This window comes from Tractidigestivibacter sp. (assembly GCF_050946515.1).
Classification (GTDB): Bacteria; Actinomycetota; Coriobacteriia; order Coriobacteriales; family Atopobiaceae; genus Tractidigestivibacter.
In genome coordinates, this window is the sequence record NZ_JBMNUX010000007.1 from 61,055 (window position 1) to 76,747 (window position 15,693).

14 protein-coding genes are annotated in these 15,693 nt (G+C 61.1%); 3 read left to right on the top strand and 11 right to left on the bottom strand.

The window, feature by feature from the left end; genetic code table 11:
• Positions 1-10 precede the first annotated feature (10 nt).
• The 9 genes from ACOYJL_RS05770 to ACOYJL_RS05810 all read right to left on the bottom strand — a co-directional run bounded on the left by ACOYJL_RS05770 (position 11) and on the right by ACOYJL_RS05810 (position 9,966).
• Positions 11-712, bottom strand: coding sequence for an amino acid ABC transporter permease (locus ACOYJL_RS05770; RefSeq protein ID WP_433569273.1), 702 nt, complete (start codon positions 710-712; stop codon positions 11-13).
• Between the two features lie 12 nt (positions 713-724).
• A complete protein-coding gene (locus ACOYJL_RS05775) occupies positions 725-1,630 on the bottom strand; it encodes a transporter substrate-binding domain-containing protein (protein ID WP_433569274.1) in 906 nt (301 codons plus the stop codon).
• A 300-nt stretch (positions 1,631-1,930) separates the two neighbouring features.
• Complete coding sequence (locus ACOYJL_RS05780; RefSeq protein WP_433569275.1) at positions 1,931-2,716, bottom strand: Cof-type HAD-IIB family hydrolase; 786 nt, start codon at positions 2,714-2,716, stop codon at positions 1,931-1,933.
• Positions 2,717-2,814: 98 nt separating this feature from the next.
• Positions 2,815-3,948, bottom strand: a complete 1,134-nt coding sequence (leuB, locus tag ACOYJL_RS05785) for a 3-isopropylmalate dehydrogenase (protein WP_433569276.1) — start codon at positions 3,946-3,948, stop codon at positions 2,815-2,817.
• Positions 3,949-3,952: 4 nt separating this feature from the next.
• Complete coding sequence (leuD, locus tag ACOYJL_RS05790) at positions 3,953-4,462, bottom strand: 3-isopropylmalate dehydratase small subunit (protein WP_433569277.1); 510 nt, start codon at positions 4,460-4,462, stop codon at positions 3,953-3,955.
• A 355-nt stretch (positions 4,463-4,817) separates the two neighbouring features.
• On the bottom strand, positions 4,818-6,080 hold the full coding sequence (gene leuC, locus ACOYJL_RS05795) for a 3-isopropylmalate dehydratase large subunit (protein ID WP_433569278.1): 1,263 nt from the start codon (positions 6,078-6,080) through the stop codon (positions 4,818-4,820).
• The gene (locus ACOYJL_RS05800) at positions 6,080-7,615 is read right to left on the bottom strand and encodes a 2-isopropylmalate synthase (protein ID WP_433569279.1); all 1,536 of its coding nucleotides are present in this window, start codon (positions 7,613-7,615) and stop codon (positions 6,080-6,082) included. The genes leuC and ACOYJL_RS05800 overlap by 1 nt, the downstream gene beginning before the upstream one ends.
• Positions 7,616-8,022: 407 nt before the next feature.
• Positions 8,023-8,901, bottom strand: coding sequence for an NAD(+) diphosphatase (gene nudC, locus ACOYJL_RS05805; protein WP_433569280.1), 879 nt, complete (start codon positions 8,899-8,901; stop codon positions 8,023-8,025).
• A 147-nt stretch (positions 8,902-9,048) separates the two neighbouring features.
• Positions 9,049-9,966, bottom strand: a complete 918-nt coding sequence (locus tag ACOYJL_RS05810) for a DMT family transporter (RefSeq protein ID WP_433569281.1) — start codon at positions 9,964-9,966, stop codon at positions 9,049-9,051.
• 221 nt (positions 9,967-10,187) lie between these two features.
• On the opposite strand from ACOYJL_RS05810, the gene ACOYJL_RS05815 reads away from it, so the two are divergent.
• Together ACOYJL_RS05815 and ACOYJL_RS05820 are read left to right on the top strand one after the other, a co-directional pair.
• On the top strand, positions 10,188-10,880 hold the full coding sequence (locus tag ACOYJL_RS05815; protein WP_433569282.1) for an iron-sulfur cluster assembly scaffold protein: 693 nt from the start codon (positions 10,188-10,190) through the stop codon (positions 10,878-10,880).
• A 21-nt stretch (positions 10,881-10,901) separates the two neighbouring features.
• A complete protein-coding gene (locus ACOYJL_RS05820; protein ID WP_433569283.1) occupies positions 10,902-11,906 on the top strand; it encodes a GGGtGRT protein in 1,005 nt (334 codons plus the stop codon).
• A gap of 498 nt (positions 11,907-12,404) precedes the next feature.
• Here ACOYJL_RS05820 and murI read toward each other — a convergent pair whose 3' ends face one another.
• The gene (murI, locus tag ACOYJL_RS05825; protein WP_433569284.1) at positions 12,405-13,175 is read right to left on the bottom strand and encodes a glutamate racemase; all 771 of its coding nucleotides are present in this window, start codon (positions 13,173-13,175) and stop codon (positions 12,405-12,407) included.
• Between the two features lie 322 nt (positions 13,176-13,497).
• On the opposite strand from murI, the gene ACOYJL_RS05830 reads away from it, so the two are divergent.
• Positions 13,498-13,926 (top strand): FKBP-type peptidyl-prolyl cis-trans isomerase, encoded by a 429-nt coding sequence (locus ACOYJL_RS05830; RefSeq protein WP_433569285.1) that lies wholly within the window; start codon positions 13,498-13,500, stop codon positions 13,924-13,926.
• 160 nt (positions 13,927-14,086) lie between these two features.
• Here ACOYJL_RS05830 and ACOYJL_RS05835 read toward each other — a convergent pair whose 3' ends face one another.
• Positions 14,087-15,487: a TrpB-like pyridoxal phosphate-dependent enzyme gene (locus tag ACOYJL_RS05835; protein WP_433569286.1), complete on the bottom strand. Its 1,401-nt coding sequence runs from the start codon at positions 15,485-15,487 to the stop codon at positions 14,087-14,089.
• Positions 15,488-15,693 lie beyond the last annotated feature (206 nt).

A 15,693-nucleotide genomic window follows, 5' to 3' on the forward strand; every position in this document is an offset into this window, starting at 1 on the left:
GGCTGCCTCCTTATGCCACCGCTGCGCGACCGTGAGAGCTGGCGCGCTCGATAATCGTTGTCAGCAGCTGCAGAAGCAGGCAGACGGCCCAATAGATAAGAGCGACGGCAACGTAAATCTCAAGGCGGGTAGTGCCGTAATTCGCAGAGGCAAGCGCTTGCGCACGACCCATCAAGTCAAGGGTGCCGATAGTAAAGGCAAGCGACGTCTCTTTGAAGATCGAGATGATGTTGTTTCCCAAGTTAGGAATCGCGATGGCAACAGCTTGCGGAAGGATGATGCGCCAAAGCGCTTGGCGCTCCGTCATGCCTACTGAAAGAGCCGCCTCAGTTTGCCCGTGGTCGACGGCCAAGTAGCTTGAGCGCATCATCTCTCCCAAGTTCGCAGACGAGATAAGCGTCATTGCCGTCACGATGAAGGCGCTCTTAGGCAAGCTTGCCAAACTGGGAAATATTTGCGGCAAGCCCATATACAGCAAAAAGATAAGAACCAGAGACGGCACGCCACGCATCAGCGAGATATAGCCATGCGCAATTTTTGCAAGGGCGGGACCGCCCTTTACCTGGGCAATCGTAAGGAGAAGCCCAATGATGATCCCATACAGAAGCGAGTACACCAGAAGATAGACGGTAACGGGCATTGCCGAGAGGATGCTGACAATGTATCCCGGCACCAGTTCTGGCGAGAACGTAAAGGTATACGAGGTGCCCATCGAACCACCTCGCTACTCATTCATGAGCTCGTTGTCCGAAAGCGAATCGGCGTACGTGGTGAAGACGTCGGTTCCAAGGTCCTGCTCGGCAATCTTGCCAAGAGAGCCGTCAGACTTCATGTCCACAAGCGCATCGTTCACGGCGTTGCAAAGGTCAGTTTGAGACTGATTGAACATGAAGTATGTCGACTCGCACATCACGACATCGGTCTTGTAAAGGCCGGTCTGTGCCTCTTCGTTTACGGTGTCAAAGTTGCCGTCATAGCAAAGGTACGAGTCGCCTTGACCCGTCGCGACCATCTTGAAGGCGTCTGCCGGCGTCAAGTTTGAGACGGTCTGCAGAACCAAGGCCTTGTCTGGGTACTTCTCGTTGTAATTCTCGAGCATGCCGTACTCATAGTTTTGCGGGCTGGTGAGGACGGAGTGTCCGGCCATATCGTCAAGCGTCTTGATGTTGGGGTCAGCAACGGCAAAGACGAGAGGCGACAGCGTGAAGGGCTCTTTGCAGAAGATGAACTTGCTGCGACGCTCGTCGTTGGGGACAAGCTGGCAGGAGACAAGCGGGGCGGAGCCAGACTCGCAAGCGGTGATCATCGCCGAGAAGTCCATTGCCTCAATGCTGAAGCTGTAGTCATCAAGGCGCTCGTCGACTGCCTTCAGGACGTCGACGTCGTAGCCAATGGGCTGCCCGTTGTCATCAACGTAGCAATATGGCGGGTTGCTGTTAGCAACCACGACGCTGATTTGCGTGCCGGAAGAGTCCGAGGCTGTGGTGGAATCGGAGCTTGTCTCGTCAGGCGCGGAGCAGCCAGCTAAGCCGAACCCCAAGAACGTAGCTCCCGCAAAACCAAAGGCGCCACGTACAAAGTCCCTCCTGCTGAAAGAGCGTGCAGCATTTCTCGTAGTCTTCTCGTTCATGGCAGCCTCCTTGTGGATGTCATCTTTGGGGAATAGACCCCGGAATTGACCGCGCATCCCAAGGCAGCAAGCAGCTGCGCCTTGGTCTTGGATGCGTGGCATGACATCATCTTGCGGAGGCTTTATTGCAATAACATGTCGGACAGCAACGCATAACGTAACGTCACTAGCAAACTTACGTGAAAAGAAATAGCAGGTAAATGGCTTCAACGTTACAAAACGATGTCTCGCCACGTCAGCGGCGAGACATCAATTGCCATCATATTGGTGTTTATTTATGCAATAAAAATTGCATCTATCCTAGATAAGCCCCAGCTTCACGCAAGCGTTCCAGATGCCGTCGTTGTCGACGTCGTCGGTCACGATGTCGGCAATCTGCTTCAAGGAGTCCATGCCGTTGCCCATGGCCACGCCCAGGCCGACGCTCCTCAGCATCCCCTCGTCGTTTCCGCCGTCGCCAAAGGCAATTGCTTGCTCGGGGCTCAAGCCCAGCATGCTCAACATGCGCTTGACGGCAGGCTCCTTGCCGCCGCCCTTGGGGATCACGTCGCAGAAGGCGTCCGTCCAGCGAGCAAGCTCCACGTTGTCGGTGGCGTCCGTCAAGATGTGGTCGTCTTTGGGCGGGAAGAACGAGTTGAAGAGATAGATGTCGTTGTCAAGCGCCTGCTCGGGATCGCCAATCTCAAAGAACATGTCAACGCGCTTCTCGTGGTTGGTCACGATGTCGTTCTTGTACGAGATGTAGCAGCGGTCCTTCTCGATGAAAAGACAGGGGTACAGGCCAGCCTCGGTCTGGCGAACGGCAATCTCGACGTCGCGCTTGTCATGCGGATGGCTGTAAAGGACCTCGTCGTGCGTGTAGCAAAGCGCCCCGTTGAACGTGATGAAGACCGAGAAGGGCTTCAAGTCAAGCGAGCCCAGCATGTACGGGGCACGGCCGGTTGCAAGAACGGGCATGATGCCGTTTGCCGCCAGCGCGCGAACTGCTCGCTTTGTTGACTCTGGCTCGCCCTTCTCCTTGAACGAGAAGAGCGTTCCGTCCACGTCGAAGAACGCCACTTTGATGTCTTTGGGGTCAGCAGCCACGCGCAATTCCTTTCTCATAGAAAGCGAGCGCCCCGCCAAGCGGCAGGGCGCTCACAAGACTAGCATTTTGCAGCAGCGCATCAGGGCAGGTAGCAGCCCTACGACAGGGCCTCCACGACCTTATCGCCCATCGCGGCGGTGCCAAGCACGTGGTCGGCAGGAGTTGCGTCGTCTGCGATGTCGGCCGTGCGCCATCCCTCGTCCAGAACGCGCGTGACGGCTGCGGCAACCTCGTCGGCAGCGTCGTCCATCTGGAAGCTGTAGCGAAGCATCAGCTCGACGGAGAGGATCTGCGCAAGCGGGTTGGCAATGCCCTTGCCGGCGATGTCGGGCGCCGAGCCGTGGCTGGGCTCATAGAGGGCCGTGCCAGCGCCAAGGCTTGCGGAGGCAAGCATGCCAAGCGAGCCCGTAAGCATGGAGGCCTCGTCGGACAGGATGTCGCCAAAGGTGTTCTCGGTCACGAGGACGTCAAACTGGGCAGGGTTGGCAACAAGCTGCATGGCGCAGTTGTCCACCAGCATGTCGGAGAAGTCGACGCTGGGGTACTCGGCGGCAACGCGGTGCGCAACCTCGCGCCAAAGGCGAGAGGTCTCAAGCACGTTTGCCTTGTCGACGGAGGTCACGCGATGCTTGGGGCGGCGCTCGGCAGCCTCAAAGGCCCAGCGAACCACGCGCTCGATCTCTGCCTCGGTGTACTCCATGGAGTCGACGGCCTTCTGGCCAGCGCCGCCGTCTGCAGCCGCTCCGGCAACGTCCTTCTGGCGGTCATGCGTGCCAAAGTAAAGGCCGCCGGTGAGCTCGCGAACAATCACCAGGTCAACGCCGTCAAGCAAGTCGCGGCGAAGCGGCGAGGCGTCCAGAAGCGCCGGGTACATGCGCACCGGGCGCAGGTTGAGGTAAAGCCCCAGCTGCTTTCTGATGGCAAGAAGGCCTTGCTCGGGGCGAGGCTTGTCGGGGTCGGTGGTCGTCCACTTAGGGCCGCCAACAGCGGCGAGAAGAACGGCGTCGGAGGCGCGAGCGGCATCGAGCGTCGAGTCGGGAAGCGCCGTGGGCTTCTCGCCGGCCTCGGTCGTCGCGTCGATGGCCGAGCCGCCAATCAGATGGTCCTCGCAGGCAAACTCAACGTCGTGCTTGGAGCCAAGCGCCGCCAGGACCTTCTTGGCCTCGGCCATGATCTCGGGACCGATGCCGTCGCCGGGAAGCGTGCAGATGCGATAAACCTTTGATGCCATTGCCTTACTCCTTTGCAGCCTTCTCGGCCATCACGCGCTTCGTGCGCGCCACAAGGCCGCCGTCGTTGATGATCTCCTGGATGAAGGGCGGGAAGGGCTGCGCCTTGAACGTCTTGCCCGTGGTCTCGTCGGTGATGGTGCCGGAGTCGGCGTCCACCGAGACGATGTCGCCGTCCTTGATGGCGTCGGCGGCCTCGGGGCACTCAAGGATTGGCAGGCCCATGTTGATCGAGTTGCGATAGAAGATGCGCGCGAAGCTCTTGGCGATGACGCAGCTGACGCCCGCAGCCTTGATGGCCACCGGCGCGTGCTCGCGGCTCGAGCCGCAGCCGAAGTTCTCGTCGGCAACGATGATGTCCCCCGGCTTGACGCGCTTCACGAACGTGGAGTCAAGGTCCTCCAAGCAGTGCTTGGCGAGCTCCGCCGGATCGGAGGTGTTGAGGTAGCGCGCAGGAATAATCACGTCGGTATCGATGTCCCTGCCATATCGAAATACGGTTCCTCGGAACTGCATTGTCATCCTTTCTTTCTGGGGGGGGCGATGGCCCTTATCGCCCAGCTGCGAACAGTCCTCGCCGCAAAATACGCGGCTGCGGAACTTGCTGGGCGATAAGGGCCATCGCCCACGCGAGAAACGCTTGCTTGCAGGTGCGTAGAACCGTCTTTCGAGCAGCTCCATCGACGCACCTCCACCATCTCACAAAAAGAGAGCGAGGGGTAAAAGACCATGCTCGGGACGACCGCCCGTAGACGGCCTGTCGCCTAGGCCCGGTCTCTACCTGAAAGGGGTGTGCCTCTTGCTCCGGCGCGAGTTTTTCGCCTCCTGCGAAACTGTCTGAGCGCAGAAGCAAGCGGCCGCCCCCTTCCGCCTAGAGATCCGACGGCAGCGCGATGTGGCCGGCCACGGCAGATGCGGCGGCGACGGCTGGGCTCGCCAGGTAGACCTCGGAGGTGGGGTCTCCCATGCGACCGACGAAGTTGCGGTTGGTGGAGCTCACGCACTTCTCGCCAGCGGCAAGGATGCCCATGTAGCCGCCCAGGCAGGGACCGCAGGTGGGCGTCGACACCACGCAGTGGGCGTTGATGAAGACGTCCATGAGCCCCTCGTGGACGCACTGCAGCCACACGCCCTGCGTCGCGGGAATCACGATGCAGCGGACGTTGGGGTCGACGGTGCGACCGCGCAGCACGTCGGCGGCGGCGCGCATGTCCTCGATGCGCCCGTTGGTGCAGCTGCCAATGACAGCCTGGTCGATCTTCACGTCGCGGCTCTCGGCCACGGGGCGGGTGTTGCTCGGCAGGTGCGGCCAGGCGACCATCGGCACGATGTCCGCGGCGTCGATGTGGATGACCTGCTTGTAGGTGGCGTCCGGGTCGGGGTGGTACTCGCGCGGCTCGCGCTCGGCGCGCTGTCTCACGTACTCGCGGCACTTGTCGTCCACCTCGAAGAGACCTGCCTTGCCGCCGGCCTCGATGGCCATGTTGGCGATGGTCAGGCGACCCTCGACGGAGAGGTTCTCGATCGTGGACCCGCCGAACTCCAGCGCGCAGTAGAGGGCACCGTCCACGCCGATCTTGCCGATCAGGTAGAGGATGATGTCCTTTGCGCTTGAGCCCGCGGGCAGCTCGCCGTCCACGATCACGCGGATGGACTCGGGCACCTTGAACCAGGCGCGGCCAGTCGCCATGCCAACGCCTGCGTCCGTAGAGCCCACGCCCGTGGAGAAGGCTCCGATGCCGCCGTAGGTGCAGGTGTGGGAGTCGGCGCCGATCACGAGGTCGCCGGGCACGACGATGCCCTGCTCGGGAAGCAGCGCATGCTCGATGCCCATGCAGCCCTGCTCGAAGTAGTGCGTGATGCCGTACTCGTGGGCGAAGTCGCGCGTGACCTTGGTCTGCTCGGCGCTCTTGATGTCCTTGTTGGGGCTGTAGTGGTCGGGCACGAGGGCGATCTTGGTGTTGTCAAAGACGCCCGCGCCTATCTCGCGCACGGTCTTGATCGCGATGGGGGCGGTGATGTCGTTGGCAAGCACCAGGTCGAGGTCGCACTCGATCAGCTGGCCAGGGGTCACCTCGTCGAGCCCGGCATGGGCGGCAAGGATCTTCTCGGCCATAGTCATGGGACGGGGCATTACTTTCCTTCCTTCGAGCGGGTGGTCTGGATCATGCGGTTGATGGCGTTGACGTAGGCCTTTGCGCTGGACACGATGATGTCGTTGTCGGCACCGCGGCCGGTATAGATCTTGCCGTCGTCGGCCGTGATGCGCACCGTGACCTCGCCGATGGCGTCGATGCCGCGCGTGACGGCCTTGACGGAGAACTCCGCGAGGTCGCCGTGGACGGCGACGACCTGGTCGATGGCCTTGTAGGCCGCGTCGACAGGGCCGGTGCCCGTAGCGGCAACCACATGCTTGGCGCCAATTTCGTCTGTGATCGTGGCAACGGCGGTCGGCACGAGCGGGTCGCCGCACTGGATCTGCAGCGCGTTCAGCGTGTAGACGGCCGTGACGTCACGCTGGCGCTCCTGGACGATGGACTCGAGGTCCTCGTCGTAGACTTCCTTCTTCTGGTCGGCAATCTCGAGGAAGCGCTGGTAGATCTCGTCGAACTCGTCGTCGGCAAAGGTGTAGCCCAGCTCGCCCAGGCGATGGCGCAGCGCGGCGTGGCCGCTGCGGGCGGAGAGGATGATCTCAGAGCCGGCGGCGCCGACGTCGGCGGGGTCGATGATCTCGTAGGTGTCGCGGGCCTTCAGCACGCCGTCCTGGTGGATGCCCGAGGAGTGGGCGAAGGCGTTGGCGCCCACGATCGCCTTGTTTGCCTGCACGTTCATGCCCGTGATGCGGCTGACCAGGTGCGACGCGCGCGTGAGCTCGGGCGTTACGATGTCGGTGTGCGCGTCCAGCTCGTCGCCGTGCATCTTGATGGCCATGACCACCTCTTCGAGCGCCGTGTTGCCCGCGCGCTCGCCCAGGCCATTGATGGTGCACTCGACCTGCGTGGCGCCGTTCTTGACGCCCGCCAGCGCCAGCGCGGTGGCCATGCCAAGGTCGTTGTGGGTGTGGACGGCGATGGTGACGTTCTCGATGCCGCGGACGTTGTCGCAAAGGCCCTTGATGCGCGCGCCGAAGTCGTCCGGCATCTGGTAGCCAGTGGTGTCGGGGATGTTCACGACGGTGGCGCCTGCATCGACGACGGCCTGAATCACGCGCTCCAGGAACTTCTGGTCGGAGCGGCCGGCGTCCTCGGCGTAGAACTCGACGTCGTCGACATACTTCTTTGCATACTTCACGCAGTGGATGGCGCGCTCGACGCACTCGTCCTCGGAGATGCGCAGCTTCTCGCGCAGGTGCTGGGGAGAGACGCCCAGGCCGGTGTGGATGCGCGGGCGCTTGGCGGTAGAGAGGGCCTCAGCGGCGCGGTCGATGTCCTTGTCAACGGCACGCGTCAGACCGACAACCACGGCGTCGTCCCCTGCCAGCCGACCGATCTCCTGCACCGAGCGGAAGTCGCCCGGGCTTGAGATGGGGAACCCGGCCTCGATGACGTCCACGTGCATGCGCAGCAGCTCCTGGGCGATGACGAGCTTCTCCTCGGTGTTCATCGACGCTCCCGGCGACTGCTCGCCGTCGCGCAGCGTGGTGTCAAAGATGTCGATCTTTCTGGTCATAGCTACCTCCGTCGGACTTGGGACCCTCTGGTTACCCGGATACCCACTTTTGCCTTGGGATGGTGGCACGACACACGACAAGACCCAGCTGCCGCTGTCCCAAGGCGGGACGCGAACGCAAGCTGGGTCTGCTGAAACGAAACCTGCTGTCTCTCGGACCTAGCGTGCGCTCGCGCACGTAAGCTCTAGGGCGAGTAGGTTGAGAGCGAGAAGGTCCATAGGCACGGTCAGCATTTGATGCGAGCTGTATGTCATGCGAACGTCCCCTCCCTATCTAGCCATGGCTGCACCGCGCAGCCGCTGAAGTTAACTTTCGCACACGTGCTGGCTCGCGGCGCGACTTTTTTGCGAGCGGTAGCCTAACGGAAACATTGCGGCTGGCGCTAGCAGCCCCGCCGCGCGGGAGCCTACAGCCCCAGCCCGGCCGCGCCCTTCTGCCGGAACAGCTCTATCATCTCGCCCGTCAGGCTCGCGTGGTCGTTGGAGCGCTCCAGCGGAATCTCGTCCGGTGCAAACCAGCGAGCCTCCGCGAGCTCCTCGTGGTCAGTGTGGATGCGCTTGCTCCCGTCGACATGGCACCAGAACCCAACGAGCAGCGTGTCCGAGAAGGGCCAGGGCTGGCTCTTGTAGAAGCGCAGGTCGCGAACCTTGAGTCCGACCTCCTCCATGACCTCGCGGCGCACCGTGTCCTCGATTGACTCGCCAATCTCGGTGAAGCCGGCGATGAGCGCCCACAGCTTGAGGGCGCGCCCGCGATAGCGTGTGAGCACGATCCTCTCGCCATCCGTCACCCCCGCGATGATGCCCGGCTGGATCTTGGGATAGACGATGCGCGCGCACTCCGGGCACACGATCTCGCGGCTCTTGGGGGCGAGCTGCATCTCGTGACCGCAGCGAGAGCAGTACCGATTGTCACGGTACCAACAGGACAGCTGGCAGCCGACGGCCGCAGCGAACGAAAGGTCCGCGGGGCCCACGCCTCGAAGCCACCCCACGCGCTCGTAGGTATAGCCAGCAGGAGCGTCAACCTCGTCGTCCAACGCGAGGAAGAAGCTGTCGTCGCCGATGCGGAAGAGGTAAATCATGTGATTTGGGGGCGTCGGATAGTCTGCGAGGCGCGGCAAGTCGACCATCTCGCCAGAGGCAAATTCCTCGGCGCTGCGCTTGCCTGCTGCAGTCACGCGCACCAAGCCGGAACGGTCACGATAGTGCAGCACATAGCTTTCGGGCGTGGGCTCCTTGGGCTCAAAGTGGTTGTCGTAGACCTTGCCGATGTCCTGAATCATGGGGCCTCCTTACGAGGTTGTGCCGTCTCTCTGCGCTCAGCACCACTGTACACAGTATGGACAGAGCCTCGCAGAGGAGCGGTCGCAGCGGCCAAAGGATTCTTGCCGAAAGGCTAAGGGGGATGCGCGCCCGCTCCCGAGTCTGCCCTAGCCCTGCTCGAGCGCGCGGCGACGCGCAAGCAGCATGGGACCCAGCTCGCTTACCAGCACGCCGGCAAATACCAGCGCGAACCCTGTAACAAGCTGGACCGTGAGCTGCTCGCCCATAAAGAGCACGCTCGCAATCACGGCAAAGACGCTTTCGAGAGACAGCAGCAGAGCCGACTGCGCGGGCGGCACCACGGTTTGCCCCACGTTTTGAATCAATGTGGTCACAATGGACGAAAGTATTGCCAGATACGCCAGCGACGCCCAGAACGACGGTCCCAACGTAGCGAGGTCTGGCGCTTGCTCGCCCAGCGCCAGCGAGAAGGCCCAGCAGGTCAGTGACATGAACGCCAGCTGGACAATCGAGAGCGTGATCATGTCATGGGCGCGAGCAAACCGGTCGACAAACACAATCTGTATTGAGAAGAACACCGAAGAGAGCAGCGACAGCCACTCGCCTAGCCCAAGAGAGGGACGCAGGTCGTCTCCCAGCGAGATGAACGCGATGCCCACGATGCAGAGAAATGCAGCAACTACGCTGGTCGGTCCCGGTCGCTTTCTCGAGATCGCCCAGTTGGCAAACGGTACGAGCACGCAGTAGGTGGCCGTCAGAAAGGCGTTTCTGCCGGGCGTCGTGTAGGTGAGACCGACGTTCTGCACAGAAAACCCGGCGCCGTAGAGAATGCCAATCAGAGCGCCCGAAAGAAGGTGGCTTCCGTCAAAGTTCTCGCGAAGGCGCTTTCGAAAGATGATGCACATCACAACGGTGGCAATGAGGAAGCGCACGGTCATCAGCCAGCATGCCGGAGCCACGTCGAGCGACCCCTTGATGATGACGAACGATCCGCCCCAAATGATGGCACAGGACAGCATGCCCAGCTGCCAGACCCACATCGGAATGTCGCGAGGATTTTTCATGGGGCCGATTATACGACCATTGCCGAGGACATCGACCTTCTCGATACGTTGGTGAAAAAATCCTTGGCAGGATTTTCTCGCAGTCATGCGGAGAGGGCCTCATCTGACATAAACTAGGGGGTGCTGGAATCGTTCCGGCAAGTATGTCTCTGACCGGCTTTGCCGGCAACTATCGATCTGGCGCAAGGGGCGCCAGCGAGAGAGTTTGGAGAGGAGAACACATGCAGTATTCGGCAGAAGTGGAGCGCATGTGCCCCGTCGCCAAGGGCGCATACCACGGCCCTGCTCCTATCCCCGAGGAGGGCAAGTGGGTACAGGCCAAGGAGATTTCTGATATCTCCGGTTACACGCACGGTGTCGGTTGGTGCGCCCCGCAGCAGGGTGCCTGCAAGCTCAGCCTCAACATCAAGAACGGCGTCATCGAGGAGTGCCTCGTCGAGACCATCGGCTGCTCGGGCATGACTCACTCCGCCGCCATGGCCGCTGAGATCCTTCCGAAGAAGACCATCCTCGAGGCCCTGAACACCGACCTCGTCTGCGACGCAATCAACGTCGCCATGAGGGAGCTCTTCCTCCAGATCGTCTACGGCCGCAGCCAGACCGCATTCTCCGAGGGTGGCCTGCCCATTGGCACTGGCCTCGACGACCTCGGCAAGGGCATGCGCTCCATGGTCGGCACCACCTACGGCACCGCTGCCAAGGGCGCCCGTTACCTCGAGCTCACCCAGGGCTACATCACGCACATGGCTCTGAACGACAAAGACGAAATCATCGGCTTTGAGTTCCTGAACCTCGGCAAGTTCACCGATGCCATCAAGGCCGGAGTCGATCCCAAGGAGGCCGTCGAGAAGGCTATGGGCCGCTACGGCCAGTGGGACAACCCCGCCAAGGTCATCGATCCTCGTACTGAGTAAATGGAAAGGAGCTGAGCATACATGGCAGTTACGTTCGAAGGCTATGAGCGCCGCATCGCCCAAATCGACAAGGCATGCGAGAAGTACGGCATTGCCGACCTCGAAGACGCTCTGAAGATTTGCACCGACCTCGGGTTCAACCCGTATGACATCACCACGGGCATCCAGTCCATCGCGTTCGAGAACGCGAAGTGGGCCTACACGCTCGGCTGCGCTATCGCAGTGAAGAAGGGCTGCAAGACCGCGGCTGAGGCCGCTTCCGCCATTGGCGAGGGCCTGCAGGCATTCTGCGTCCCCGGCTCCGTCGCTGACGACCGCAAGGTCGGTCTTGGCCACGGCAACCTGGGTGCCATGCTTCTTGGCGAGGACACCGAGTGCTTCTGCTTCCTCGCTGGTCACGAGTCCTTCGCAGCCGCTGAGGGCGCTATCGGCATTGCCAACAACGCCAACAAGGCTCGCAAGAAGCCGCTCCGCGTTATCCTGAACGGTCTTGGCAAGGATGCCGCCCAGATCATCTCTCGTATCAACGGCTTCACCTATGTGAAGACCCAGTTTGATTACTACACTGGCGAGCTCAAGGTCGTCGAGACCATCCCGTACTCCGATGGTCCGCGCGCCAAGGTCAACTGCTACGGCGCCGATGACGTCCGCGAGGGCGTTGCCATCATGTGGCACGAGAACGTTGATATCTCCATCACCGGCAACTCCACCAACCCGACGCGCTTCCAGCACCCCGTTGCTGGCACCTACAAGAAGGAGCGCCTGGCGGCCGGCAAGAAGTACTTCTCCGTCGCTTCTGGTGGCGGCACTGGTCGTACCCTGCACCCGGACAACATGGCCGCTGGTCCCGCTTCCTACGGCATGACCGACACCATGGGCCGCATGCACTCCGACGCCCAGTTTGCTGGCTCTTCGTCCGTGCCTGCGCACGTTGACATGATGGGCCTTATCGGCATGGGCAACAACCCGATGGTCGGCTGCACCGTTGCATGCGCAGTCGCCGTCGAGGAGGCCATGAACAAGTAGGTCCATGTGACCCTGCCCGTTCATAGCGCCACAAGCAAGTAACAGTGCCGCCGCCCTTCGGGCGGCGGCACTTGTTTTGAATGAAGCCAGCATGCCCAGACCCAAAACCATGCGCCCATCCCGAAAACTATTGGAGCGAATCAGCCTTTATTGCTGCCGATTTCTCTGAAATGCACCATTTTTGGGAGGACGCGCTCGAGCCCTGCAAAAATTTTTCGATTGTAGGTCTTTTTGCACGGTGGGCTTAAGTATCACCTTCAGAGTGACATTTTTCTACCTGCAGTTTCTTTCTTTTATAGCCTCTGGCTACTTTAGGGGTACCGTCAAAAAGACCTACAATCGAAATTTTTCAACAGGCACCGAGCGCGCGTCGCCCGGAAAGAGTTCCAAAAGCACCCACTGCGCGCAATTTCAATGCGAACACTTCGATTTACCTGCTGGTTTTTTTCAGGCGCCATTCCCCTCGGGTGAAGCTCTGTAGCCCATGCGTTGGCGATCCTACACCTCAAGGTCAAAAAGGCGCTCGTACAGTTTGAGCTCCTCCGGCGTGTTGATGCTCGAGCGAAACTCAACAGAGCCTTCCTGGGCTGCCGGCGCAAGAAGCCCCTCTTCTGTTAGACGGCGACGGGTCTCTCGAGCGGTTCCCTCTCCACCGTCATACAGAGGAACGTCGCCGACGACCTCGCGAATCTGCTTGCGAATGAAAGGGTAATGCGTGCATCCAAGCACGACAGAATCGACCTTCCCGCGCCATTGAGCCAGGTATTTGACCAAAAGCTCGTGTATCTGGGGAAGCGAGGGGTCACCCTTCTCGATAAGCTCGGCAAGGCCCACGCAGGCGACCTCAATGACCTCCGAGTCAGAGCCCCATCGGTCCTCAAGTCGCTGGAACTTGTCGAGAGACAGCGTGGCGGCCGTTGCCATAACCAAAATGCGATGATGATGAGGCGCGAGCGTAGCAGGTTTCAGTGCCGGCTCGACGCCGATTATAGGAACGTCTGGGTACTCAGCGCGAAGGGTTTGCGCAGCTGCAGACGTTGCCGTATTGCAGGCAATCACAATTGCCTTGGCGCCGTCAGCCAGAAGCTCCTGCACAATGTGACGAGAAAGGGACAGGACCTCGCTCGGGTCTTTGTCACCATATGGCGCGTTCGCAGAGTCGCCAAAATAGACGAAGCGCTCATGAGGAAGCTCGCGCACGAGGGGGCGCAAGATGGAAATGCCACCGACGCCAGAGTCGAAGACCCCAACGAATCCGTCAGTCGCCACCGCGCTCCTTCCGCCAAAATCACCATTCCTCGCTAGTATGCCACCGCCCGCCTCGTCCGGCAGGCAACACGGCCCGCAAGTGCAATTCCCCACACGATGGCGCAGGGAATCTTTTTCTAGTTCGTGCGACCATTGACGCGCACGCGATGGTGGCGCTGCACGCTGCCAAGTTGCGCGAGTTCTGATGCTCAACCTGGCAGCTGGACAATATGTGGGAATGGCGAAAAATGACATTGTCCATCGTGTGGGACGCACGGGACGCAACTTGGGTACAGTAAGAGGACGGTGCGCACGAGGCGCGCCTCTACATGAAGGAGAATCAATGAGCAACGCAGGCAAGAAGGTAAAGGTCCATTACGTGGGGACTCTGGACGACGGAACCAAGTTCGACTCCTCGCGCGACCGCAACCAGCCGCTTGAGTTTACTTGCATGGCAGGTCAGATGATCAAGGGCTTCGATGCGGCCGTCAACGAGATGGCCGTCGGCGAGATTCGCAACGTCCACATCCCCGCTGCCGAGGCCTATGGCGAGCACCGCGACGACCTCGTCCAGACCGTCGCAATTAAGGACATGCCCGGGTCCGCCAACCTTGAGGTGGGTCAGCAGGTCTACCTGCAGTCCTCCAACGGTCGCCCCTTCCCCGCCAAAGTGGTTGCAAAGGACCAGGGCAAGATTACCTTCGACCTCAACCATGAGATGGCGGGCAAGGACCTCAACTTCGAGATTGAGCTCCTCGAGATCGAGGACTAGCCGGCTCCAAGCAGCCATCCACACGCACAGAAAAGGGCGAGCAGGACTTCTCCCGCTCGCCCTCTTTCTTTCTCCGGCTGCGTTTGACCTGCTTGATGTGGGCCCGACCAGACGATGCCTGTTGCGTAGGATCGCCGCCACGACCCCCCGCGCCGCGCGCTTACTGCAGTCCGGGGATGTGCGGAATGGTGTCAAACCCAGCCTGAAGCTCCTCGTCAGAGGGGATGTGGTCCTCAAGCTCGCCCTTGTTGTACTTGTCGTAGGCAACCATGTCGAAGTAGCCCGTGCCGGTAAGGCCAAACAGAATCGTCTTTGCTTCGCCCGTCTCGCGGCACTTCTCGGCCTCGCGGATGGTCTGGAGGATGGCGTGCGCGCTCTCGGGCGCGGGCAGGATGGTCTCGAGCTTGGCGAACTGCTCGGCCGCGCCGAAGACGTCGGTCTGCTTGACGGCCACAGCTTCCATATAGCCGTCGTGCTTGAGCTTTGAGACGATGGGGCTCATGCCGTGATAGCGCAGGCCGCCGGCGTGATCGGGGCTGGGAATGAAGCCGTTGCCCAGCGTGTACATCTTGCACAGCGGGCAAGTCTGGCCCGTGTCGGCATAGTCGTATGCGTAGACGCCGCGCGTAAGCGAGGGGCAGCTTGCGGGCTCAACGCCAATGAAGCGCGTGTCAGGATGGGTGCCGTTCAGCTTGTCGCGCATAAAGGGAGCAATCAATCCGCCAAAGTTGGACCCGCCGCCGCAGCAGCCGATCACGATGTCGGGATACTCGCCCAGCTCGGAGAGGGCCTCGTAGGACTCCAGGCCGATGATCGACTGGTGCAGCACCACCTGGTTGAGCACGCTTCCCAGCTGGTAGCGGCCCTTGTTGCCTGGCACGTTGAGCGCGCGCTCGACGGCCTCGGAGATCGCGGTGCCAAGCGAGCCCGTGCACTCAGGATCGTCCGCGAGAATCTTGCGACCGGCCTCGGTAGTGCTGGACGGCGACGGCGTGATGGTGGCTCCGAAGGTCTGCATGACGCTGCGGCGGAACGGCTTCTGCTCGTAGGAGCACTTGACCATGAAGACGTCCAGGTCAAGACCGAAGTGTGCTGCGGCCTCGGATAGCGCAGTGCCCCACTGACCGGCGCCCGTCTCGGTCGTGATGTTGGTGATGCCCTGCGCGTAGGCGTAGTAGGCCTGCGCGAGCGCGGAGTTCAGCTTGTGAGAGCCAGAGGTGTTGTTGCCCTCAAACTTGTAGTAGATCTTGGCCGGAGTGCCCAGCGCCCGCTCCAAGTTGTACGCGCGACAAAGGGGGCTCGGACGGTACACGCGATACATCTCCATGACCGGCTCGGGAATCTCAAAGTAGGCGGTGTCGTCGTCCAGCTCCTGCTCGCAGAGGGCGCGCGCGAACACAGGTGCGATGTCATCCACCGTCGCAATCTTGCCATTGGGCAGTCGCATAGGGTCGGGCTTCTCGGGCATGTCGGCGCGCAGGTTGTACCAAGCGGTTGGAATCTGGTCCTCACGCAGGTAGACGCGATAGGGATCCTTGGTTGCAGTTTCGGTCGCGGTCATTGTCTCTTCCTTTCCCTTGTGTCTCTTGTCCAGTTGCCCAACAGTTGATTTCCGCCTCGTGGCATAAAAAATGGCCCCCGGAACATGTCCGAGGGCCAAATATGTGCGCGAGTGAGCGGCCGTCGTCAGTCCGGAATGGTTTCAGTCCTTGTCCACCACCACGCGCCAGCGCATGCGTGCACGCTGAGAAGAGCGTTGTTGTTGGC

Coding starts and splice junctions, on each gene's coding strand:
- ACOYJL_RS05770 (WP_433569273.1), bottom strand. CDS start 712: ATGGGCACCTCGTATACCTTTACGTTCTCGCCAGAACTGGTGCCGGGA.
- ACOYJL_RS05775 (WP_433569274.1), bottom strand. CDS start 1,630: ATGAACGAGAAGACTACGAGAAATGCTGCACGCTCTTTCAGCAGGAGG.
- leuB (WP_433569276.1), bottom strand. CDS start 3,948: ATGGCATCAAAGGTTTATCGCATCTGCACGCTTCCCGGCGACGGCATC.
- leuD (WP_433569277.1), bottom strand. CDS start 4,462: ATGCAGTTCCGAGGAACCGTATTTCGATATGGCAGGGACATCGATACC.
- leuC (WP_433569278.1), bottom strand. CDS start 6,080: ATGCCCCGTCCCATGACTATGGCCGAGAAGATCCTTGCCGCCCATGCC.
- ACOYJL_RS05800 (WP_433569279.1), bottom strand. CDS start 7,615: ATGACCAGAAAGATCGACATCTTTGACACCACGCTGCGCGACGGCGAG.
- nudC (WP_433569280.1), bottom strand. CDS start 8,901: ATGATTCAGGACATCGGCAAGGTCTACGACAACCACTTTGAGCCCAAG.
- ACOYJL_RS05810 (WP_433569281.1), bottom strand. CDS start 9,966: ATGAAAAATCCTCGCGACATTCCGATGTGGGTCTGGCAGCTGGGCATG.
- ACOYJL_RS05815 (WP_433569282.1), top strand. CDS start 10,188: ATGCAGTATTCGGCAGAAGTGGAGCGCATGTGCCCCGTCGCCAAGGGC.
- ACOYJL_RS05820 (WP_433569283.1), top strand. CDS start 10,902: ATGGCAGTTACGTTCGAAGGCTATGAGCGCCGCATCGCCCAAATCGAC.
- ACOYJL_RS05830 (WP_433569285.1), top strand. CDS start 13,498: ATGAGCAACGCAGGCAAGAAGGTAAAGGTCCATTACGTGGGGACTCTG.
- ACOYJL_RS05835 (WP_433569286.1), bottom strand. CDS start 15,487: ATGACCGCGACCGAAACTGCAACCAAGGATCCCTATCGCGTCTACCTG.